The following is a 22614-nucleotide window of genomic DNA, read 5'->3' as shown; positions in this document are numbered from 1 at the left end:
CGCAGCGTCAGAGGATGACGCCATAACAACCGCACCACCCATCACCTGCTACGCTTAATTCAATGCCTCTTCAGCCTCACCTCAAACAGATCATTGAAGGCCGCACCACCCTCACGCGAGAACAAGCACGCGCCCTCATGCAGGAGATCCTCGACTCCAAGCTCTCCGACATCGAGATCGCCGCCCTCCTCGGCGCCCTTGCAGCCCGCGGCGAAACTGCCGCCGAGATCGCCGGCTTCGTCGACGCCATGCGCGCCGCCGCCACCCACCTCCCCCTCGATCAAGCCGAGCAGCTTCAACTCGTAGACACCTGCGGCACCGGCGGAGACTCCAGCGGTACCTTCAACATCTCCACCGCCGCCGCCCTCGTCGCCACAGCAGCCGGAGCCACCGTCGCCAAACACGGCAATCGCGCCGTCACCTCACAAACTGGCTCGGCCGATGTCCTCGAAGCCCTCGGCATCTCCGTCAACCTCACCCCGGAAGAAGCTGCACTCGCCCTCCGCACCCATCGCTTCGCCTTCCTCCACGCACCAAGCCTTCATCCCGCAATGAAAGCGGTCATGCCTGTCCGCCGCGCTCTTGGCTTCCGCACCATCTTCAACATCCTCGGCCCCCTCACCAACCCCGCCGGAGCCTCCTCGCAGGTCATGGGCGTCTACTCGCCCCATCTGGTCCCTCTCGTCGCCGAAGCCATGGCCCTCCTCGGCACTCGCCACGCCTTCGTCGTCCACGGCAATCGAGCCAACACCGCCGACGCCCCAGGCCAAACCGGCTTGGACGAGTTCTCCATCGCCGGCACCAGCCAACTTGCCGAAGTTCACAACGGCATCGTCACGCTCAGCACAATCACCCCCGAAGACGCCGGCCTCGAACGCGCTCCACTCGAAGCCTTGCGTGGCGGCGACGCCCACACCAACGCCGCCATCCTCACCGCCATCTTCTCCGGCGAGCAAGGCCCCCGCCGCAACATCGTCCTGCTCAACGCCGCCGCCGTCCTCGTTGCCGCCGACCTCGCCCCCGATCTGCAAAATGGCATCGCCCTCGCCGCCAAGGCCATCGACACCGGCGCCGTCACCACTCTCATCGCCAAACTCCGCATCAAGAAAAACCCATAAGGGAAACCATCGTGACCAGCAAGCAACGAGTCTGCTTCATGCTCCAGGTAAAACCAGACCGCCTCGAAGAGTATCGCCTCCGCCACGCCTCCGTCTGGCCCGCCATGATCGAGGCCCTCCAACGCACTGGCTGGCACAACTACTCACTCTTCCTCACACCCCGCGGTGACCTCATCGGCTACCTCGAAACCGACAACTTCCAGCTCGCCCAGACCAAAATGCGCGCCGAACCCATCAACCAGCTCTGGCAGGCCGAGATGCGGGACTTCTTCATCGAAACCGGCGACAAAGATCCGGACCAACTGATGTCACCACTCGACGAAGTCTTCCACATCGACTAGACGAGGAGACGAGAAGACGCCGCAGAGCACCTGGCAAAACAACCAACCGGAACCAAACCCCAACCAACTTCGTATCATCTCCAGCAAGACAGGAGCTCTTTCCGTTATGTCGACCTACCCACCCCCGGCATCATCGCTCGACCCGGCCCTCGTCACCACCGCCCTCGAAATCCCCAGCTACCGCATCGTCCGCAACGTCGGCATCGTTCGCGGCATCGTCGTCCGCTCCCGCAACATCGTCGCCACCATCGGCGCCAGCCTCCAAACCCTCGTCGGCGGCGACATCACCCTCTTCACCGAGCTCTGCGAGAAGAGCCGCCAGGACGCATTCGCCATGATGACCCTCCACGCCGCCCAGCTCGGCGCCAACGCCGTCATCTCCTTCCGCTACGACGCCAACGAACTCATGAACGGAGTCACCGAAGTCCTCGCCTACGGCACCGCCGTCGTCGTCGAACGCACCAAAGATTAGCCTCTGCTGTAACCTGATGGTCTTATGCAGATCTCAAGTTTCAGTCGATCCCGATCACGCACCCAGACGCTGAAATCTCTCTGCTGCGCCGCCCTCATCTTCATCACCCCATCAGGCTGTAAACGAAACTCCATCAACGATGGAGTCCCAATGACAATAACGCTCGAAAGCACAGCCTTTCACCAGGGCGAAGACATCCCCCGGCAGTTCACCTGCAGCGGAGCCAACACCTCACCCGCACTCTCCTGGGGCGCTCTCCCTCCAAACACAAAGAGCCTCACCCTCCTCGTCATCGATTTAGATTCGCCCCTCCGCCCGTACACCCATTGGATCCTCTACAACCTGCCGCCACAACCAAACACCCTTCCCGAGGCCATCCCCCGCACCGAATCCCTACCCAACGGCGCGAAGCAGGGCACCAACAGCGACCCGCAAATCGGCTACTCCGGCCCCTGCCCTCCCGGAGACTCTCCCCACCGATACGTCTTCACGCTCTACGCACTCGACACCACCCTGACGCTCCCCACCACACCAGACGCCGCGCCAGACAAAGCCCAGCTGACCAAAGCCATGCAGGGCCACATCCTCGCCGCCGGCCAACTCGCAGGTCACTTCCACCGCTAACATTGCCAACACCCGCCGCATATATACTCTTCTCCATTCTCACGGAGGCATCAATGGCTCGAGTCACCGGCATCGGCGGAATCTTCCTTCGCACCCGCGATCCCAAATCCCTCAACGCTTGGTACGCGAAACACCTCGGCATCCAACTCAGCGAGTACGGCGGCGCCACCTTCCTCTGGACCGACGAAGTTCCAGCCACCACCGGCAGTACCACGTGGTCTCTCTTCCCCGAAGACACGAAGCACTTCGGCCCAGGAAACGATAGAGGCCCACAGCAGGTAATGGTCAACTACCGCGTCGACGATCTCGACGCCCTCCTCACTCAACTCGCAGCCGAAGGCGTCCCCATCGACCCCAAACGCGAAGACGCCGACTACGGACGCTTCGCCTGGATCACCGATCCCGAAGGCAACCGCGTCGAACTCTGGCAGCCCCTCGCCGACAAAGATGAGCAGCCAACAAAATAACCATCGCTAAAATCATCGATCGAAGGAAGCTCATGCCGACTCTCGAAGCCCAGGCCGAACTAACTCAAACAAACGTCCAGCAAGCCGTTCCTTTCTTCTGGGTCTCCAACCTCGAAGCCTCGCTCCGCTTCTACGTCGACGGCCTCGGCTTCAAAAAAACAAAAGAGTGGATCGACGAAGGCAAGCTCCGCTGGTGCTGGCTCGAACTCGGTGGCGCAGCTCACATGCTGCAGGAGTATCGCCCCAACACAATCCCTTCCACCAAACGCGGCGAAGGCGTCTCCATCTGCTTCCAGTGCAAAGACGCCATCGCCATCTATAACGACGCCATCGCTCATGGTCTGAAACCGCAACGCCCCGTCGTCGGCAACCGCATGTGGGTCACCATCCTCACAGACCCGGACGGTTACAAACTCGACTTTGAAAGTCCCACCGACGCCCCCGAAGATTCCGTCTACACAAGCCCAAAAATGACCTGAATTTAGCGAGCATCCAGCAATTCTTTCGCACAAACAGGACAAATCTTCCTGCAAGTTATTGCACGCAAAGAAGCTCTACGAATAAGACCACGTTCCAGGAAAACCCCGCGAGCAATCCCACGCATCTAGTCAATCATGATGAACTCGATAGAATGGCCCAACGCAATCCTCCCCGATGCATCGAGTCATGTTCTTCTACCAGAGCTTGAGTTGACCGATGACGATTACGCAGCAGCCGCTGATGCCCTGCGTCAATTAGAAGACTGCTTTTCAGAGGTTGTCTTCATCCATGAAGTCGCCGCCAGGCACTGTCGCGAACGCCAGCTGAACGCAGAACTGGCACGCAGATCGGGTGCCAACGGGACACAACACTCACATGGCAAGGACTTCATCAGAAAAGCCCAGTCCCCAACCCCGATCACTCAATACGCCTCGTTCGGTCGGCCAGACTCCGCACTCACCCGCATAAAAAAGTAAAAAGATAGTTCAAAAAAAATGTATGTTTGCACCCCTGACAATTCCTCTCTCAGAGGCGATGCTGTTGCGTCCAGAGCTAGCTGGTCAATCGTTCTTTTAGAACGACTGTCACAACATTGCCTTCGTCTTTACCGATTGATCGTCTGATCTCAGCCTTGACAGGAAGTTTGTGCGTGCCATCTCCGAGCGCCATGAAAGCGCTCTGAAATGGCCGGCCATCCATAGTGCCCCGAACCTTGACCAGCCCCTTCGTCCCGAAAAACTCCGCTGAATCCTTCATCACGATATAAGTCCATCCACCCTTCGCAGGCGACTTTTGCAGCTTCGCGGTAAATTGCTTTTTCATTGCAACCTCCATCCACCAACAGCCAGCCACTAACAAAAGAAGCTGCTCCTTCGTGCCATGTGAATTTGCACAAGTGAACTTGACATGACCGGATCAACAGAAAAGTGCAGGCCTTCGTTAGAAGGCCTGCACTTAGATAAAACGCAGTAGTATAGGGGACCGCTTTTCTACTGCACAGCCTTCACAACTTTGTTGATGAACGTTGCACCGTTCGGCGTACCCAGCCCGGTCACATTATCCCAACCGGGGCCTGTGACCAGCGAACTGTCTGTTCCGAACGTAAACACATCCCAGCGAGTCGAACTGGGGCTTTGATACAACGCACTGACAAACCGCCTCGTGTTCTCCAACGGTTGCGCCAGATCAGCCGGGGTTTCGAACAAAGGAGCCTTCGGCGGATCGATGATCAGTCCCGAGACATTCAGCAGCGTATCAACCGGCGTCAGATTGACGTCAATGATTGCACTCTCCGGCAGCTCATAAAGGATCGGTGCAGCCTGACCGATCGGCCCTCCCCCGGCCGCCTGGTTCGCAATTGCCCAAATGGCCGAGAACATCGGGCAAGAGAGGCTGGTGCCTCCAAACACATCTACCTCTGCGTGAGCGGGGATACCGTCAGGTGAGACGACGACCTCGTTGCCAGTCTGCGGGTCCGCGTTCATCGAGATGTCCGGCACCTGACGGAACTTACCCTTCAGGCTCTTTTGGTATTTAGGCTTCTTATAAACAACGCTGGTGCCTCCCCCGGATCCCCCATTGAAGCCAAAAAGCAGCGGCGGGATAACCGGTGGGTTCGGAGTCGGGTCGGCGATTCGGGCAAAGTTCAAGCCCCATCCAGTCTGCAGCTCGATATTGCTTTTGGAGTCCAGAAATGTACTGGTGCCGCCAATCCCGGTCGCAAACGGCGAATCGGCATTCGCACCTACCGACACAGAATCAATGCCGAAGTCAGTCTGATCCAGGGCTAGATTGTCACCGTCGTCTCCACTGGAGATGTTGTGGGAGATCCCCAACGCCGCAGCGATCTCTGAGATGCCGTTCTCCACCACAAGCTGCGCTGGGTCAAGCTGCTGCAGTACTATCTCCGGGATCCCGAAGCTGTTCGAGATCACATTGCCATATCCGTTCTCGATCGCATCAAGGTTCGAAAGATCGAGTGAAGACGAGTCGTCCGCAGCCACCACAAGTACGATGTTGGCGCCCGGAGCCATCGCATGCGCCCACTCAACATCGAGCGTCGTTTCAAACTGCCAGTTCCCGCTGATGCAACCATTTGTGTCCGTACAAGTCACAGGACCGGTCGGTTTGACGATCTGAAAGTTCGACGATGTCAGCGCGGGCAGTCCGTTCAGCTCCGAAAACAGGTTGGCGTCGGACAGTATGCTGTTCGAACCGAACGCATCGACGATGACAATCGTCTGGCCAGTCCCATCCAGGCCGCGCTTATACAGTGGCTTCAGGCCGTACGCGGTTTGCATCTCAGCGGCATCATAGCCGCACGGAGGCAGGTTGGGCGGGTTGGTATTCGTGATATCCGCTCCATAGCGGTTGCCGGCGTAGAACGCCTCAGGGAAACCACCATCCGTTTTGAAGACCTTCGACTGGGGCGGACGGAGGCACTCCGCGCTGAAGAACAGTCCATCGGCACCAACGGCGGAAGGCGAAACTCCCGCATAAGGTATCTTCGTCTCAGGATTGCTGGCACGCTGTGCATACGCTCGATAGCGGAGATTGCTCAGCCCTTGCACCGAAGCCACCAGCGGAGCTGCCTCTCCCGTAACAGAAGCCTCGGTTGCGGCGGCTCGATGGACTTCTCCGTTCATCATGACCTTGTTGATCTTGGTGTTGAACGCAGTCTGTGCGTCGCCGACCTTACCCTGCGCCACCACAAAACGGTTGTTCTTCTGAGTCGACATCACCTTCATGCCATGAGCCGACAGGTAGTCGCGAACCACGCCGGCTTCCTTCTCCGTCGGCGCATACTGCTCGTTGAACTCCTTCAGCGTCAGAAAACGGTGATAGTTCGGTGAGCTTTTGTCATACATCTGCTCGACCGCATTATCCAAAGCCGCCTTATTGTGCGGGTTCAGCCAGACAGTCACAGAAACCTGTTTGGACTCGTCTTCAGGCCCTATGTTCTTTGCCTGGCCGGCGGGTGCGGCGAATGCCGAACCTGCCGTAAGCGTCAGGACTCCGAGCGCAACGGCAAAGGGAAGGCAGGGAAAAGCAAGATTACGAATGGAGCGCTGCTTCATAGCAATATCCTCGTTGAATTGGGTTTGTCTGTCCGGAGCCGTTGCGGGAGAAACGTGGCAGTACAACCAAAATGGGATTGCGTGGTGCTGGCTTTAGTGATGGGCCGTCGGTGGATGGATACTACGGTCACCCCAAGGTTTCGGTCAAGCGCCAAAATCGCACTTGCGTCAGGCTAAAAAAATACTTCACAAACCTGTCACATTTTTCAGCGCCGAAAAACCCGCCGCAAAATCACCACGTCCACCACGCAATTCACCACAGACTCACCAGCAAAACACCACGATTTGCATCCGTTTTTTTTCAAAAACCCCTGCAAAAACCACACTCCACCACACCAGAAAAAAATCCGGCCACGAAATCCACCGCTACCCGTTTCGTCGGCGTTTAGGATAGCCAGATACCCCAAGCAAAGGCTCCGCACAATGACCCTCCCTGTACCCGGCCGCATTGAAGTCATCACTGGCCCCATGTTCTCCGGCAAATCCGAAGAGCTCATCCGCCGCCTCAAGCGTGCCCGCATCGCCCGCCAGCGTGTCGCCTGTTACAAGCCCGACATCGACCTCCGCTACCACCGCACCTCGATCGCCAGCCACAGCTCGCAGACCCACGAAGCCTGCACCGTCACCAACGTCGAGCACCTCAAAGCCGAGCTACTCCCTCAGTTACAAGACATCGACGTCATCGGCATCGACGAAGCCCAGTTCTTCGACGCAACCATCATCCCTCTCATCGTCGAGCTCGTTCACCTCGGCAAACGCATCCTCATCGCTGGCCTCGACACCACCTTCAACGCCGAGCCCTTCGGCCCAATCCCTGCGCTCATGGCCATCTCCGATGAGGTCACTAAGCTCTCTGCCGTCTGCATGACCTGCGGCGCCCCCGCCATCCACACCCAGCGCCTCGGCCAAAGCCAGGAGCTAGTCTTGGTAGGCGCAGCAGGCCTATACGAAGCTCGCTGCCGCACCCACTTCGAGCCCTTTGCCGACGATCAGCACACCGAGCAACTAGAGCTTCTCTCCATCTGAAAGCGGACGCACGCGCTGAGCAACGCGAGGACCACCGCCCCAACCCAGCCAAAACAAGCTATACCCGCCACGAAGTGGCCGCCCGCCGCGCAGGCGGCCCGTCCGGCAGGACCCTATCAGCAATCACTCAGTGCTTCGAAACCATCTCCATCACATCCTTCCGCAGCGCCAGCGAGCTAGCTGGCCGCGCGTAGTACATATGCCCACCGGGATACTCATGCACCTGCACCCGTGTCGGATCTCCCATGGTCGGAATCTGGCTCACCGTCAGCACCGACCCCATAAACGGGCAAGAAAGGTCAGCCCATCCATGCGCAATCACAACCCGCAGCTTCGGATCCGTCGCAACCGCCACGCGCAGATCAGTCGCAGAAGCCGACCCTGAAAACGCACCGTTGCTGCTGCTCTGATCCCACAGGCGGCCTACGTCATACGACAGAGCGTTATACCGCGCCTCCGTCTTCCAGCCCACAGTCCTCGTCACAAAATCGACCATCGCCGTCGTCGTCGGAGCGATAATACTCAACAGAATTGGGTCATTCGTCTCCTGCGTGGGGTTATAAGGAAACGGATCGTAAGCCGTCACATTCGGGTCGTACCGGCTGCCCAGCTTGCCCGTCTCACGAAACTCCTCCCGCAAAAACGCCTGCGTCTCCAGCCTTCCACCCGACTGGCGCACAAACGTCGCATCCAGCCCCGTCAGCTCGGTCACCCTCTTCACCAACCGCGGCGTCGCAGCAGGATCGCTGGTCCCTTTCATCAAATCCACCGCATATTCGCTGCGCGTGTAATCGATCACCTCAGCCATACTCTCGTTCGTCAGCTTGCCCTGCCGCTCGTAGTTCGCAGCCACAATCGAAGGCAGCGTCATCATCCACGGAATCGGCGACAGATCCTGCGATCCTGCATCAGGCGAGAGCGCAGGGGACACCAGCACCAATCCATTCACCGCCACACCAATCTTCGACTGCAGATAAGCCGTCAACCGCGGTCCTCGGTACCCACCGTAACTCTCGCCGACGATGTACTTGCGAGACTGCAGCCGCCCATTCTTCACCAGCCAGTCATACACATTCCGCGAAAGATACTCGATATCTTGATCCGGCCCATAAAACTGCTTCTTCGACTCCTCCTCGGACACCAGCGAACGCGAAAACCCCGTCCCAACCGGGTCAATGAACACCAGGTCCGTAAAGTCCAGCCACGTCCCCGGGTTGTCCATCAGAGTCGCCGGATCCGAAGGGCTCTGCCCTTCCGCGCCAAACGCCACCCTCTTCGGCCCAATCGCCCCAAGGTTCAAATACACTGACGCCGCACCAGGGCCGCCATTGAAGGCGAACGTCACCGGCCGGTCTTTACCCTCCGCAACATATGCCGTGTAAACAACCTCACCGCTCAACACACCTTTGCTATCCCGCACCGGGAGCGTCCCCACCGTGACGGTGTAGTGCAGCGTCTTCCCCTCCAGTTGCATGGTCTGCTCCACATGCGCATCCCCAGGAAGTGGCGGCTGCGCCACCAGCAACCCCGACACGGTCTTCGCATCAGGAGTCGTAGACTTCGTATCGGGCGCAGGAGTCTTGGTGTCGTCCGAAGCACCCTCCGACACAACGTGCCCAACGGGCTCTGCGAGGCAAATGGACGGGATCGTCACTGGAATTGCGGCAAAGACGCATGATAAAACGACGAACTTAGGAAAGGAGAGAGACCGATTCGAAATCATGATCCAAATTTTACATAGATGTTCCCTCTTCACGCGCAACCCAAACAAACACTTCGGTATTCTCATGGAGTAACTGATCTGGAGATCAAGACTATGCGCAAGACCCTCGCCGCCGTCACAATCTGTCTTCTCACCATTCCCGCCCTCGCAAAAACTCCGAAGAACGCCGTCGTTGTTCCCATCAAGACCAGCACCGGCGAAGATGCGGGCACTGCGACCATCAGCCCAGGCAAAAAGGGCGTCCAGATCAAGCTGGATCTAAAGAACCTCCCCGTAGGCGAGCATGGCGTTCACATCCACGCCAAAGCCCTCTGTGACGGCCCCGACTTCAAGACCGCCGGCGGTCACTTCAACCCAGACAATAAGCAGCACGGCTTTGAAAACCCCATGGGCCACCACGCAGGCGATCTCCCCAAGAACGTCGTCATCGGCGAAGGCCACCTCGGCCAGGCCACCTTCAACGCCAACTACCTCTCACTCGATCCCTCTGCCCCGAACAGCATCATCGCCAATGGCGGCACCTCCATCGTCATCCACGAGAAGGCTGACGACATGAAGACCGACCCCTCCGGCAACTCCGGCAACCGCATCGCCTGCGGCGTCATCTCGGCTCCAACGCCCTAACTAACATCTACTGTCCATCTTTGAACAAACCGAAACGCCCATGCGTATAGCAATGCATGGGCGTTTTGCACATGGCGATTCCAACGACGGGCCGGCTGCCGGGTCTCAAATCCACGCCGAGGCACGTCATCCGCCACAATTCAAAGCCCGTTCCACGGACCAAGGAAGATCAACAGGTCCTCCAACAAATCCAGCCATCCCCTGCTCCACGCGGTACACTTCTCCCACCGACAAAATCACTTGAGGCGAAGTTGGAGCGTACCCCACAACAGGATGCGGCACAGGAAGCAGCGCAGGAAGCCCTAGCCAAACTGGTGCGCCAGTGCATGGCCGGCGACTCCCAGTCCTGGCAGCAGCTGGTCGCCTCCCAGCATCGCCGTATCTATGCCATCTGCTATCGGTTCACAGGCTCTGGCAGCGACGCAGAAGACCTCACCCAGGAGGTCTTTCTCAAGCTCTACAAGAACTTAGGCAGCTTCGACACCCAAAAGGGCAGCTTTCAGACCTGGATCACCACCCTCGCCCGTAACCTTCTGGTAGATCACTTCCGCCGCACCCGCCTCGAGCGCGCCTCCGAGTCCCTCGACGCCACTTTCGACGGCGAAGAAGACGGCCCCACCATGGCCGACCGGCTTGCCGATCCCCGGCAATCTCAGGAGCAGCACGTCGCCGGTCTCGAGCTCAAAGTCCGCATCCAGAACGCCCTCAAACAGCTCTCTCCCGAGCTCCGCGAAGCCGTCATCCTTCGCGATCTGGAGGATATGGATTACAAAGAGATATCTCAGGTTCTCCGCATCCCCGAAGGTACGGTAAAAAGCCGTATAAGCCGCGGCCGCGGGGAACTCGCAAAGCTTTTGCAACGTATAGAAGGGCAGGTGGTTTAAAGTGGCAGACTTCAACCAATTCGGCAGCCCCAAACCCGGGGGACCCGGCGACCCGCAGCACTGCGCTCAATGCGAGGCCATGCTGACCGACGTGCTTGACGGCACCCTCTCCCCGGCAGACCAGGCCACCTTCGACCTCCACCTGGTAGGCTGCACCAACTGCGCCGGCATGCTGGCCGACGCCCAGCGCGGAGCCGCCTGGATGGAGATGCTAAAGTCTCCCCGGCCCGAACCACCCGCCTCCCTGCTCGAGCGGATCATCGCCCAGACCAGTGAGAAAGACACCAAACCCGCAATCGTCCTCGGGCCAACTGATTTTCTCCGCGCTCCTGCGCCTCCGCGTCCCCCGAATACACTTCTCGGCCGCCCCACTCTCGTTCCCGCTGCTTTGGCCGCCGGGTCTGTCCCCTACGTCCCCACCAACGTCCTCCCTTTCCGTACTCGCGTCACCTCCGGGCTCCGTTCCTTCGGCCACACTATGTTGCAGCCGCGTCTCGCGATGACTGCTGCCATGGCCTTCTTCTCGATCGCCCTTACCATGAACCTCACCGGCGTTCGTCTCAGCCAGCTTCACGCCAGCGACCTCAAACCCTCAAGCATTCTGCGCAGTGCTTACGAGGCCAAAGCGAAGGTAGTCCGCTACTCCGACAACCTTCGCGTCGTGTATGAACTCGAATCCCGCGTCCGCGACCTGCAACGCTCCTCGGACGATGACGGATCAACCGGATCGACCAACACCCCGAATAACCAGAGTGATCCAGCCAAATCGAACCAAAGACCTGCTGGCACTCAGCCGGACAATCAGAAGGACCAAAAGCCCGGCAACCAGAAGCAGACCAGCCCCCACCCCAACCCCGGCTCCAGTCAACGTGAGACACCCGGCGGCAACATTCGGCTGGTCGAGTCAGTTCGCACCCAGGCCCCTCCCTCCTTCGCCATTCAAGCTCTTGCTGTACTTACTCCCAGCGTCAAGAAGGAAGGGGGATTGGTATGAACTGCGCAAACCATCCTGACCGTGAACGTGTTGCCTTTTGCCAAAACTGCGGAAAGCCGCTCTGCCAGGAGTGCGCCCGCACCGTTGGCTCTGCTGTCTTCTGCGAACCCTGCCTTGCCGCGAAGCTGGCCGGTGGAAACCCCGTCGGCACCTACACCGAAACTCCAGCAGGCGGCAACTACGTCTACACCGGCAACGCTGGTGGAGTCGATTACACAGTAGCCGGTGCCATCCCTCCGCCCTATCCGGCAGGAGCGCCCAACCCAGGTCTAGCCGCGCTGCTCGGTCTAATCCCCGGCGTCGGCGCCATGTACAACGGCCAATATGCCAAAGGCGTCGTGCACCTGATCGTCTTCGCCGTCCTCGTCAGCCTCGCCGACGAACACGGCATCTTCGGCCTCTTCATCGCCGGTTGGGTCTGCTACCAGGTCATCGAAGCACACCACACCGCCCGCGCCCGCCGTGACGGCACACTGCTTCCAAATCCCTTCGGTCTGAACGACCTCGGCGAACGTCTCGGCTTTGGCAAATCGTGGTCCGGCACACCCCACCAGCCCGGCGCAGCGAGCCCTTTCGTCCCGCAAGGCGCCGCTCCCACACCCGACGCCTCAACAACTGCATACACCGAAGCTCCATACGTTCCGCCACCTACCGGCTACACACCACCCACCGCTGCCTGGAGCACTCCGTGGCAAGGCTACGGCCCGCCAGTCCCCCCAGTCCCACCGATTCCTCCTTACGGAGTCCCGCCCTACCCTATTGATCCGGACTTGACCGTCCCCCGTAACCGTTTCCCCGCAGGTGCCCTCTGGCTCATCGGACTTGGCTGCATCTTTTTGGTCGGCAACGCGGGCCTCTTTCACCACTTCCCCGTTCACCGCATCATCCCCTTCTTCCTGATCGGGCTTGGCGTCTGGCTCTTCGTTCACAAGATGACCGGCACCGGCACCAGCATTACGGACGATGGCACCCCTGCCTATCAATACCGTCTCTTCGCGGCTTTGCGCGGGTCTATCTGGGTCATCGTCGTCGGCGTCCTGTTCCTGCTTGACTCCTTCGACATCCTCTCCTGGGCCCACAGCTGGCCGCTCCTGATCATCGTTGCCGGTCTCATGGCCGTCTTCCAGCGTGTCTCCTTCAACTCCGCCGCCGCCGTTGCCTACCCTTATCCGGCGCCCCACACCTCACCTCCACCACCTACCGCTTCCACCACCTCGATCGTTCCCTCCAACCATCACGACCAGGAAGGAAACTAGGCCATGGGAAGCTACCCACCACCACCGTACCCGCCACCCCCCGGTCCACCCTACGGAGGCGACTGGAAGTATCAGCGTCGCATCCTCAAGGAGCAGGCTCGCGCCCAGCGTGACGTAGCCCGCGCTCAGCGTGACGCCTACCGCTATCAGGCTCGCAGCATGCGCCGCAGCTCCATCCTTGGGCCGCTGCTCCTCATCACCATCGGCATCCTCTTTTTGCTCGTACAGACCGGACGCCTCGCTGCTCACAGCCTATGGGACTGGTACGGGCGCTTCTGGCCCATGCTCCTCGTCGGCGCCGGCATCGTCATGCTCCTCGAGTGGGCCTACGACCAGTACATGCAGTCTGACTCCACCGAACCCCGCTATCGCCGCCGCCTCGGTGGAGGCGTCTTCACCCTGCTCCTCCTCCTCGGACTCACCGGCATTCTCTTCAGCAGCGTTCGCAACGGCGGCCACAGCAACCTCATCGACGGCCTCAACATCAACCAGGACAATCTCGACGAGTTCCTCGGCGACAAGCACGAGAGCGATCAGACCCTCTCCGAGACCTTTCCCGCCGGCGCAGGATTCTCAGTCGACAATCCTCGCGGCGACGTCACCATCTCCGGCACCAGCGACGACAACCAGATCCACGTCACCGTCCACAAGCAGGTCTACACTCGCTCTGACTCCGAAGCCGACAGCAAGGCTCAGAAGCTTAGCCCGAGCCTGAATACCAGCGGAGGAAACGTCACACTCTCCGTGCCTGCCCTCGACGGCACCCGCGCCGACCTCACCATCACCATTCCCGCTGCTGCCCCTGTCATGGTTAATGCCAACCACGGCGACGTCCGCGTCACCGCCCTTAAGGCCCCAGTTCAGGTCACCGCGAACCACGGCAACATTGAACTCAGCGCCATCACCGGCTCCATCATCACGCGCATCAACAATAGTGACTCCGACATCTCTGCCCACAGTGTTACTGGCCCAATCACCGTTCAGGGCCGTGGCCACGACACGACCCTCACCGACCTCAGCGGCCCCGTCACCATGAGCGGCGACTTCTTCGGCACCACTCACCTCGAGCGCGTTCGCGGCCCCATCAAATTCCACACCAGCCGCACCGATCTCCAATTCGCCCGCCTCGACGGTGAGATCGACATCAGCCACTCCGACATCACTGCCAGCGAAGCCGTCGGCCCACTCACCCTCACCGCCGGCAACCGCAACGTCTCGCTCGAGCGCGTCGCCGGAGACGTCTTCGTCACCAATCGCAACGGCTCCGTTGATCTCACCAGTGCCCCGCCAATCGGCAACGTCACCATCGAAAACCGCAACGGCTCCGTCAATCTCAGTCTCCCCGAGCAGGCCAGCTTCAACTATCAGCTTGAGGCCGCCAACGGAGACATCGAGAGCGAATTCTCCGAGATCAAGATCCCTGAGGGCGGCCTCGAGAAGAAGACCATCAACGGCACCCAAGGCAAAGGTGGTCCGCTCCTGCGCATCTCCACCAGCCAGGGCGACATCTCTCTGAAGAAGGCAAGCATCATGCCCCTTCCTCCCCTGCCGCCCATGCCACCGAAGATCACGACGCTTCCGCCTGAAGCTCGCCAATCGATCGAAGAAGCAAAGCAGGAAGCCGCTGCAGCCACCCGCGAAGCAAAACAGGCTGCTGCCGAAGCCACCAGGCAAGCGAACCGGGCAGCGAAAGACCTCAAGCAACAGGACAAAGATCCTCAATAGCAACACAGCAACGATGGCGCTTTCTCAAACAGAGAAAGCGCCATCGCTCTTTAATTCACCTTCAGCCATCAAGCCTCAACGCTTCCGAACGATCAACACCTCAGCCGGAGCATGAACCCCATACGTCTCCGCAAAGTTCCTCTGGTTGATCCCCAGACTCAACCGCCCTCGCGAATCGATATAAGCCAACGGCTTTCCTACCGCAACATCGCTGAACGTCTTCACGAACGGAAGATCGTACGTCTTCCCGCCAACCTGCACTGGCACCGTATCTCCAAGCCGGTATCCAATCTTCGCAAAGGTCTCCGCAGGCACATTCAGCACAAGATTCCCAAACGGCCCATCGGTCCCAATCACTTCGCCGTGCAGCCCCGCATCATCCACCATCGCCGTATGAATATCCAGCCTCACCAGATTCGCCACATCGACCACTGGCCCTGCGGTAGTCCAGTCATCACCCCGCGCAAGGTGAGCCCCAGCCGGAGAAAAGATATCCCGTCCATGAAAAGTGGATGACATCTTCGCTCCAATCATCCACTCCGGATTCGTAATCTCTCGCACCGCCTCAATTCCGTCGCGATCCTGCACCAGCGTCAACAGCCCGTTATCAGGCAGCACAAAAAACTGTCCCTTCTTCGACCGCGCAATGATCGCCCTCCGCGTACTTCCCACCCCAGGATCGATCACCACCACAAACACCGCATCTTTCTCAAAGTAAGGTGCCGACCCGGCAAGAAATCGCGCCCCCTCTGCGATGTTGTACGGCGTCGCCTGGTGCGTAATGTCGATCACCTCGACCCCGGGAGCAACCCCGTTCATCACTGCCTTACAAATTCCTACCGCATCATCTTTCACATCGAAGTCCGTCATAAACCCAATCGTCCGCAGCGTCTTCCGCTCCTGCGGCGACGTCCCGGACATCTGTCCCGCAGCAACACCCACGAACGGCAAAGCAAGCGAACCACTCAGCGCCAATACAGCGCAAAACTTCCTGAAAGAAACGAGTCGTATCAAGGCGGACGCTCCAAAAGAAAAGGGAATATGCTAACTCTAACTCCAAATCACACATGAGCGGTGATCAAACGGTGCTCAAATCAGTAGCACCCAATTCCTGGGCCGATCGGCGTCTCGCAGTCATCTAAATAACTTCAGGCATTCCAGGAGAAGACCCATGGGCCGACGCTACGCAGAACTCGCCTTCACTCCTCTCGTCAAAGAGCAGCAGAAACAGCACGGCAGCCGCCATCTCTACGAACGAATGGAGCGCTCCAACGATCCTGGCGACAGTCTTGGCCCCCACGAGCGCGCCTTCATCGAAGCCAGCGACGGCTTCTACATGGCCTCCGTCACCGAAACCGGATGGCCTTACATCCAGTATCGCGGAGGCCTCAAAGGCTTCCTTCACATCCTCGACGACCGCACCCTTGGCTTCGCCGACCTTCGCGGCAACAAGCAGTACATCAGCGTCGGCAACCTCCAGCACGAAGATCGCGTAGCTCTTTTCTTCATGGACTACCCGCACCAGACGCGCCTGAAGCTCCTCGGTCGCGCCAAGGTTCACGAAGGTACCGCCGAAGCACGCAAGCTCATCGACCAACTGCGTATGCCGGAAGAAAAAACTCCTGCCGAACGCGCCATGCTCATTCACGTCGAAGGATTCGACTGGAACTGCCCACAGCACATCACCCCACGCTACACAGAAGAAGAGTTGGTCAAGGCACTCGAGCCGATGCGTCAACGCATCGAAAAACTCGAAGAAGAGAACAAACGCCTGCGAGCCCTCACCGAACCAAAATAAAATACTTAAGTATCCACTTGACAAACCATCGGCTTGACTCCATAGTTAAGTACGTACTTAAGTAATTCTCTTTACGAAAGAGGAACTCCAATGGCAGAACAATCCGTCATCCACAACACATTCGTCATCGAGCGCAGTTATCCCAAGCCGCCTGAAGTCGTCTTCTCCGCCTTCTCCGACACGGCTAAAAGACGTCGCTGGTTTGCCGACGGCGATACCCATGAAATCGAAGCATTTGAATCTGACTTTCGCGTCGGAGGGACTGATCGGCTTATCTACCGCATGAATGAAAAAACACCATTCCCAGGCGTCCTGCTAACCAATGAAGGCACCTATCAGAACATCCTTCCAAATAAGTGTGTCGTCATGGCCTCAAGAATGGCTCTTGGCGACAAGCGCATCTCCGCTTCGCTCGTCACCATCGAGCTCCTGCCGACGAACAAAGGAACCGACCTCATCTGCACCCATCAGGGAGCGTTCTTTGAAGGCGCCGACGGTCCTCAAATGCGAGAGGCAGGTTGGCGGAGACTCTTCGAAAACCTCGCAAAGGAACTGGCAAGCTAATCAGCAATGGCACGGGAGAATCAAACGAATGCCAGCTAAAAAAGCCAACGTCCACCGTGTCTTTCACGCTCTCGGTGACCCCACCCGTCGATTGATTCTCGAAACGCTGACTGCGGGACCAATCTCTGTCTCGCAGTTAGCCGCTCCTCTCAAGATGACCCTCGCCGCCGTAGTGCAACACCTCCAGGTATTGGAAGAGAGCGGTTTGATACGCACCGAAAAGAGCGGCAGAGTGCGCACCTGCAGCCTCGATCCAGCAGGCTTCGCGCTAGCACAGCAGTGGATCGCCGATCGTCGCTCCCCATGGGAGAAACGCCTCGACCGATTGGGTGACCTGCTCGCAGAGCCCGATGAACATTGACGAAATATCGCCGAGAAGAATCACACAGGCAATCCATAATGGCCCTGACCTTCAAGTCCGGGCCATCTTCTTGCGTCGCCGTACGCCTCGGCTTGATATATTGAATATCTCAAACCAAAAACGCGTAGGATGCGTTTGATGCCATTGCCTTCCAGCTCTTCAGACATCATGCCCAGGAGAACACATTGCGCCGTCGCTCCTTCATCGCCGCCCTTCCCCTCGCTGTAACTGGTTCCATCGCCTCCGTTCAGCCATCCATCGCCCTAGGCCAAAGCGGCGAGCAAAAATCAAGCGCACCCGACGCATCTCTACCAAAGTTCCAGCCCGCAGGCGCCGAGCGCTTCGTGCGGCCAGACGTTCACGCTGGCGACCGCGTCTCCGGCGCAAGCTTCGCCAGCCGCTCCGCCGCCATGGGTTGCTCCGGAGCAGCCGGCACAGCCCATCCGATCGCAACCCTCACTGCAATCGAAATCCTAGCGCGGAGGCTCTGCAATCGACGCAGCAATCGCCGCCAACGCCTGCCTCGGCTTCCTCGAACCAACAAGCTCCGGCATCGGCGGCGACTGCTACGCCATGATCTGGGACCCCAAGCTCTCCAAGGTCGTCGGCCTCGCCGGCTCCGGCCGCTCGCCAAAATCCCTCACCCTCGAAACCGCTCGTGCCCGCGCAAAAAACGGAGTCCTCCCATCCCTCGGAGCAATCACCGTCTCCACTCCCGGTGCACTCGACGCCTGGTGGACCCTTCACCAGCGCTACGGCAAGCTCAAATGGGCCGAGCTCTTCGAACCCGCAATCCATCTCGCCGAATCCGGCGTCCCCGTCCCACAGATCATCGGCTTCTACATCAAGCGCAACCTCACCGCATTCACGCGCCCCGGCTCAGGAGTAGAAGAGACAGCCAACGCCCTGCACACCTGGGCCCCGAACGGCAAAGCTCCGAACGAAGGCGATGTCTTCCGCAACCCCGATCTGGCCCGCACGTACAAAATGATCGCCGAAGGCGGCCGCGACGCCTACTACGACGGCCCTATCGCCAAGACCATCGACGCCTACTTCAAGCGCATCGGCGGCTGGCTCTCCGCCGAAGACCTACGCGACCAGCACGCCGAGTGGGGCGACCCGCTCGTCACCAACTACCGCGGCGTCGACGTCTACGGCATGGCCGCCAACACGCAAGGCCTCGCCACCCTCCAGCTCCTCAACATCGCCGAAAACTTCGACCTCCGCAACATGGGCTTCCAGTCCCCACAGTCCCTCCACATCCAGATCGAAGCCAAGCGCCTCGCCTACGAAGACCGCGCCCGCTACTACGCCGATCCCCACTTCGCCAAAATCCCCTACGAGTTCCTCAACTCCAAGTCCTACGCCGCCGAGCGCGCCAAGCTCATCAAGCCCGACAGCATCCTCACCCCGATCCATCCCGGCCAGGCCCCCAGCCACGGCGACACCACCTACTTCACCGTCTCCGACAAAGACGGCATCATGATCTCCATGATTCAGTCCAACTTCCGCGGCATGGGCTCCGGCCTCGTCGCCGACGGCCTCGGCTTCATGTTCCAGGATCGCGGCGAGCTCTTCTCCCTCCAGGACGGCCACCCCAACATCTACGCTCCCGGCAAGCGCCCCTTCCAAACCATCATCCCGGGCTTCGCCACCAAAGACGGCAAACCTTGGATGTCCTTCGGCGTCATGGGCGGCGACATGCAGCCACAAGGCCAGGCCCAGATCATCATCAACCGAGTCGACTACGGCCTCGACATCCAGGCCGCAGGTGACAGCCCACGCTGGCACCACGAAGGCAGCTCGCAATCCATGGGAGAAGATCCCGAAGGCCTCGGACCAAAGGGCGTCCTCCGCCTCGAAGCCGGAGTCCCCGAGTCCACCCGCAAAGCCCTCATCGCCCTGGGCTGGCCGATGGGCCCCTCCGACGGCGGCTTTGGCCGCTACGAATGCATCGAGCACCGCATGGACGGCCCCGACCGCGTCTACTCCGCCGCCAGCGAGATGCGAGCCGACGGCTGCGCCCTCGCCTACTAGCCAACCGACCACAACAGTACGGAAGATACGCCGCGCAAAAGTAGCGCAAGCTTCGATCAGCATGCTGTGCTAATGTTTCTCGAGACCCAACACTTCAGTTATTAAGCTCTCGAGAAAGACTGATCACTCTGTATGAAGCGGATTTGCCGAGTTGTACCGCCGTTTCTCTTGATGGGCCTGCTGTTTTGCTCCTCATCTGCCTTTGCCCAACAACCCACACCGCGACTAGCGAGAACCATCGCGGATAGCGCACGAACCGTTCTTGCCGGATCACGTACCCCGCAGGCGCTAAGGGGACAAGACCTCGGCCCCGTCTCGCCAGAGATGGCCATCCCCGGCATCACTCTGGTCTTCAAGCGCTCCCCTGAGCAGGAAGACGCGCTGCAACAACTGCTAACCGCGCAGCAGAACACGGCCTCCCCTCTCTACCACCACTGGCTGACCCCGGATACATTCGCGGCCCGTTTTGGCATGGCCGATGAGGACATTGCAGCCGCCGAGACCTGGTTGCAATCGCGTGGCTTCCACGTCGAAAGCATCGCACGCAGTCGTGATCGCATCACCTTCTCCGGCACTGCCGCGCAAGTACAATCTTCCTTCGGCACCGGTCTGCATTACTACCAGGTAGATGGCGAACACCACTTCGCCCCGGCAGCCGACCTCACCCTGCCGACAGAACTTGCCTCAGTCACAGCGGCCGTTCTCCACCTCTCCAACTTCCGCCCCAAACCGTCCATCAAATTACAAACCCGCCCCAATCCCGACTACACGACGTCTGCAACGCAAGCCCACTATTTGGCGCCAGTGGACATCGAAACGATGTACGACCTGACCACTCTCGCAAAGAATGGATTTACCGGTGCGGGGCAAGCACTCGCTGTCGTAGGGCAGTCGTATGTAAACACTTCGGTGGATTCTTCCGAGATTGCTTACTTCCAGACATATTCCGGCCGAACGACTCCGATTACCCCCGTTCTGGTTCCAAGCTCCGGGGTAGAAGCCATCTCTCCAGGGGATCAAGGAGAATCTGAGATCGACCTTGAGTACGCTTCTGGCATCGCCTCGAGTGCCAACATCTTTCTGGTCTATGTGGGCAACAACCAGAACTACGACGTCTTCGATGCTTTGGCTTTTGCAATCGACCAGAACATCGCCCCAGTGATCAGCATCAGCTACAGCAGCTGCGAGCCGCTGATGAGTCTATCAGCCCTCGACCAGGGGAATGCCCTCTTCGAACAGGCTTCTGCTCAGGGACAGACCCTCGTCGCAGCCTCAGGAGACAGCGGCTCTACCGCGTGCGCTCTTTTCACCTCGGCTGGACTAACGCCCACCCAGCAACAGGCTCTTTCAGTCTCTTATCCAGCGGACAGCCCCTATGTCACGGCGGTGGGCGGAACTCAGATGGCGGCAGGAACCTTTGCCGCAGGATCCAATCAATATTGGGCAAGTGCGGGTGCCTACGATGCGCCTAATACGTTGCTCTCCTACGTGCCCGAGGTTGTCTGGAATGAGGGTTCGACCTCATTCGGTATCGCGGCGGGCGGCGGCGGTACCAGCACCCACTTTTCTCGTCCCAACTGGCAAAGCGGTGTCCCCGGCATACCCTCAGGAGCATTTCGTCTTCTCCCCGATATAGCTCTACAGTCTTCTATTGCAGACCCCGGCTTCCTCCTATGCTCCAGTGACCCCACGCTCACTCAGGGCCAGACAAGCTGTAACGGCCCTGAAGGACTTCAGGGCAGTCAAGGTAAGTACACCGTGGCCGGGGGCACTAGCTTTGCCACCCCCATCTTTGCAGGCTTTCTCGCAATCCTGAACCAGATTGAGCAAACAAATGGATTAGGCAATATCAACCCTCAACTGTACGCTCTGGCTGCTAATTCAGCGTCCTACGAGGCTGCTTTTCACGACATCATCTCCGGTTCAAACGCCTGCATCTCTGGCACTGGCAACTGCGCCACACCAGGAGAGTCAGGCTATGCCGCAACTCCAGGCTACGACGAAGCGACCGGTCTCGGCAGCGTTGATTTCGGCCATCTGGTGACTGCGTGGCCCTCAACCAGCACTACGACGCGAACCCCCACAAGCATCCAGCTCATTCCATATTCAGTTTCGGCCTTGCCGGGGCAAAGCCTTCAAGTCCAGATCATGGTGGGATACTTCAACTCAGTGAGCCCCAACGCGCAGTACGAAGTGCCCACAGGCACCCTCGCGGTATATGTCGATGACATTATCTCGCAACCCTCCCTACCGTTCTCCTCAACAAATGCATCTGTGTCAAACGCGACCGCAATCTACACATTCGTAGCACCCGCAACCTCCGGTTCTCACTTGATCACCGTCACCTACCCTGGTGATGCCTCTCATCTGCCCGCGGCCGCAACCACTTCGATCCTCGTAGGAAACGTGACAGCTACCGGAAGCTTCACGGTTACAGCTGCGAATCTCACGATCACAAACGGCAGTAACGGGAGCACACAAATCGCCACTACACCGACCGGCGGCTACGGTGGCAGGGTTACTTGGTCTCTCGCAGCCACAACTACGAATGGCACCGCCGAATTGTGTTATTCCATCGGTGCACCATCCACTAACAACCCGAACGCAGCAACTCTCACCATCGGCGTCGGCTCGGCATGCAACTCACCTGCGCCTGCCCAACGAGCGAACTTTCGACCGGTTGGTTCACACGCTTCATCGAAAAACCAGAACTCCTCCCCATGGGGGAACACGCAGATGATTATGGTCGCAGGTCTGATGGTCTGCGGTTCGTTCGTTACGAAGAGGCGCAACACCCGCATGCCGCTAATGCTCACCGCCATAATTCTAACAATAGCCAGCGTGGGCCTCATCGGCTGCGGAGGGAGCAATGGAGGAAGCAACGGCGGCACATCCGCACCTCCAGCCAACTCAACGAACTACACCTTGAAATTAACCGGCACCGATTCAGTCAACACTACAATTACCGCCTCAACCACCTTCACCCTCACGGTGAACTAATCTCATTCCTGGCGAGTTGCTCCCCAATGAATGGACACTAAAT

The 22614-nt window shown here is 59.1% G+C and carries 23 protein-coding genes; 19 read left to right on the top strand and 4 right to left on the bottom strand.

From position 1 onward, the window contains the following. Positions 1-62: 62 nt before the first annotated feature. The 7 genes from trpD to RBB82_RS15320 all read left to right on the top strand — a co-directional run bounded on the left by trpD (position 63) and on the right by RBB82_RS15320 (position 3978). Positions 63-1118, top strand: coding sequence for an anthranilate phosphoribosyltransferase (gene trpD / locus RBB82_RS15350; RefSeq protein WP_433971595.1), 1056 nt, complete (start codon positions 63-65; stop codon positions 1116-1118). A 38-nt stretch (positions 1119-1156) separates the two neighbouring features. After that, on the top strand, positions 1157-1459 hold the full coding sequence (locus RBB82_RS15345) for an L-rhamnose mutarotase (RefSeq protein WP_433971593.1): 303 nt from the start codon (positions 1157-1159) through the stop codon (positions 1457-1459). A 106-nt stretch (positions 1460-1565) separates the two neighbouring features. After that, positions 1566-1931 (top strand): YbjQ family protein, encoded by a 366-nt coding sequence (locus tag RBB82_RS15340; protein ID WP_433971592.1) that lies wholly within the window; start codon positions 1566-1568, stop codon positions 1929-1931. A 150-nt stretch (positions 1932-2081) separates the two neighbouring features. Continuing rightward, positions 2082-2555 (top strand): YbhB/YbcL family Raf kinase inhibitor-like protein, encoded by a 474-nt coding sequence (locus RBB82_RS15335; RefSeq protein WP_433971591.1) that lies wholly within the window; start codon positions 2082-2084, stop codon positions 2553-2555. A gap of 53 nt (positions 2556-2608) precedes the next feature. Then, complete coding sequence (locus RBB82_RS15330; protein ID WP_433971589.1) at positions 2609-3022, top strand: VOC family protein; 414 nt, start codon at positions 2609-2611, stop codon at positions 3020-3022. Positions 3023-3054: 32 nt separating this feature from the next. Beyond that, positions 3055-3501 carry a VOC family protein gene (locus tag RBB82_RS15325; RefSeq protein ID WP_433971588.1) on the top strand — a complete coding sequence of 149 codons (447 nt, stop codon included), beginning with the start codon at positions 3055-3057 and terminating at the stop codon, positions 3499-3501. Between the two features lie 135 nt (positions 3502-3636). Beyond that, positions 3637-3978 (top strand): hypothetical protein, encoded by a 342-nt coding sequence (locus tag RBB82_RS15320; protein WP_433971586.1) that lies wholly within the window; start codon positions 3637-3639, stop codon positions 3976-3978. Positions 3979-4054: 76 nt separating this feature from the next. Here RBB82_RS15320 and RBB82_RS15315 read toward each other — a convergent pair whose 3' ends face one another. Together RBB82_RS15315 and RBB82_RS15310 are read right to left on the bottom strand one after the other, a co-directional pair. Continuing rightward, positions 4055-4324, bottom strand: coding sequence for a DUF1905 domain-containing protein (locus tag RBB82_RS15315; protein ID WP_433971584.1), 270 nt, complete (start codon positions 4322-4324; stop codon positions 4055-4057). A gap of 167 nt (positions 4325-4491) precedes the next feature. Further along, complete coding sequence (locus tag RBB82_RS15310) at positions 4492-6579, bottom strand: S53 family peptidase (RefSeq protein WP_433971582.1); 2088 nt, start codon at positions 6577-6579, stop codon at positions 4492-4494. A 41-nt stretch (positions 6580-6620) separates the two neighbouring features. Between RBB82_RS15310 and RBB82_RS15305 the strand changes: the two genes are divergently transcribed. Together RBB82_RS15305 and RBB82_RS15300 are read left to right on the top strand one after the other, a co-directional pair. Further along, positions 6621-6968: a hypothetical protein gene (locus RBB82_RS15305; RefSeq protein ID WP_433971580.1), complete on the top strand. Its 348-nt coding sequence runs from the start codon at positions 6621-6623 to the stop codon at positions 6966-6968. Between the two features lie 34 nt (positions 6969-7002). Further along, positions 7003-7605, top strand: coding sequence for a thymidine kinase (locus RBB82_RS15300; RefSeq protein ID WP_433971579.1), 603 nt, complete (start codon positions 7003-7005; stop codon positions 7603-7605). A 127-nt stretch (positions 7606-7732) separates the two neighbouring features. Here the strand turns inward: RBB82_RS15300 and RBB82_RS15295 are convergent, their stop codons facing one another. Beyond that, entirely contained in the window at positions 7733-9259 is a 1527-nt protein-coding gene (locus RBB82_RS15295) for a S10 family peptidase (protein WP_433971577.1), read from the bottom strand. A 162-nt stretch (positions 9260-9421) separates the two neighbouring features. Here RBB82_RS15295 and RBB82_RS15290 point away from each other — a divergent pair, with 162 nt between their 5' ends. The 5 genes from RBB82_RS15290 to RBB82_RS15270 all read left to right on the top strand — a co-directional run bounded on the left by RBB82_RS15290 (position 9422) and on the right by RBB82_RS15270 (position 14811). After that, complete coding sequence (locus tag RBB82_RS15290; RefSeq protein ID WP_433971576.1) at positions 9422-9952, top strand: superoxide dismutase family protein; 531 nt, start codon at positions 9422-9424, stop codon at positions 9950-9952. 71 nt (positions 9953-10023) lie between these two features. Beyond that, positions 10024-10836 carry an RNA polymerase sigma factor gene (locus tag RBB82_RS15285; RefSeq protein ID WP_433971575.1) on the top strand — a complete coding sequence of 271 codons (813 nt, stop codon included), beginning with the start codon at positions 10024-10026 and terminating at the stop codon, positions 10834-10836. 1 nt (position 10837) lies between these two features. After that, positions 10838-11830, top strand: coding sequence for an anti-sigma factor family protein (locus tag RBB82_RS15280; protein ID WP_433971574.1), 993 nt, complete (start codon positions 10838-10840; stop codon positions 11828-11830). Then, positions 11827-13086, top strand: coding sequence for a B-box zinc finger protein (locus RBB82_RS15275; protein ID WP_433971573.1), 1260 nt, complete (start codon positions 11827-11829; stop codon positions 13084-13086). The genes RBB82_RS15280 and RBB82_RS15275 overlap by 4 nt, the downstream gene beginning before the upstream one ends. A 3-nt stretch (positions 13087-13089) precedes the next feature. Continuing rightward, complete coding sequence (locus tag RBB82_RS15270) at positions 13090-14811, top strand: DUF4097 family beta strand repeat-containing protein (protein WP_433971572.1); 1722 nt, start codon at positions 13090-13092, stop codon at positions 14809-14811. A gap of 75 nt (positions 14812-14886) precedes the next feature. Here the strand turns inward: RBB82_RS15270 and RBB82_RS15265 are convergent, their stop codons facing one another. Next, positions 14887-15825 (bottom strand): SAM hydrolase/SAM-dependent halogenase family protein, encoded by a 939-nt coding sequence (locus tag RBB82_RS15265; protein WP_433971571.1) that lies wholly within the window; start codon positions 15823-15825, stop codon positions 14887-14889. Between the two features lie 157 nt (positions 15826-15982). Here RBB82_RS15265 and RBB82_RS15260 point away from each other — a divergent pair, with 157 nt between their 5' ends. From RBB82_RS15260 to RBB82_RS15240, 5 genes are all read left to right on the top strand, one after another. Continuing rightward, positions 15983-16609, top strand: a complete 627-nt coding sequence (locus tag RBB82_RS15260; RefSeq protein ID WP_433971569.1) for a pyridoxamine 5'-phosphate oxidase family protein — start codon at positions 15983-15985, stop codon at positions 16607-16609. 90 nt (positions 16610-16699) lie between these two features. Further along, on the top strand, positions 16700-17173 hold the full coding sequence (locus RBB82_RS15255; RefSeq protein ID WP_433971567.1) for an SRPBCC family protein: 474 nt from the start codon (positions 16700-16702) through the stop codon (positions 17171-17173). Positions 17174-17201: 28 nt separating this feature from the next. Then, complete coding sequence (locus tag RBB82_RS15250; RefSeq protein WP_433971566.1) at positions 17202-17534, top strand: ArsR/SmtB family transcription factor; 333 nt, start codon at positions 17202-17204, stop codon at positions 17532-17534. Positions 17535-18026: 492 nt separating this feature from the next. Next, positions 18027-19571: a gamma-glutamyltransferase family protein gene (locus RBB82_RS15245; RefSeq protein ID WP_433975391.1), complete on the top strand. Its 1545-nt coding sequence runs from the start codon at positions 18027-18029 to the stop codon at positions 19569-19571. A 132-nt stretch (positions 19572-19703) separates the two neighbouring features. Next, positions 19704-22571: a protease pro-enzyme activation domain-containing protein gene (locus tag RBB82_RS15240; RefSeq protein WP_433971565.1), complete on the top strand. Its 2868-nt coding sequence runs from the start codon at positions 19704-19706 to the stop codon at positions 22569-22571. The last annotated feature ends 43 nt before the right edge of the window (positions 22572-22614 follow it).

The sequence above is a fragment of the Tunturiibacter lichenicola genome (genome assembly GCF_051013355.1).
Lineage (GTDB): Bacteria > Acidobacteriota > Terriglobia > Terriglobales > Acidobacteriaceae > Edaphobacter > Edaphobacter lichenicola_F.
Note: the sequence above shows the minus strand (reverse complement) of the source record. Positions and strands in the feature narration are given on the sequence as shown.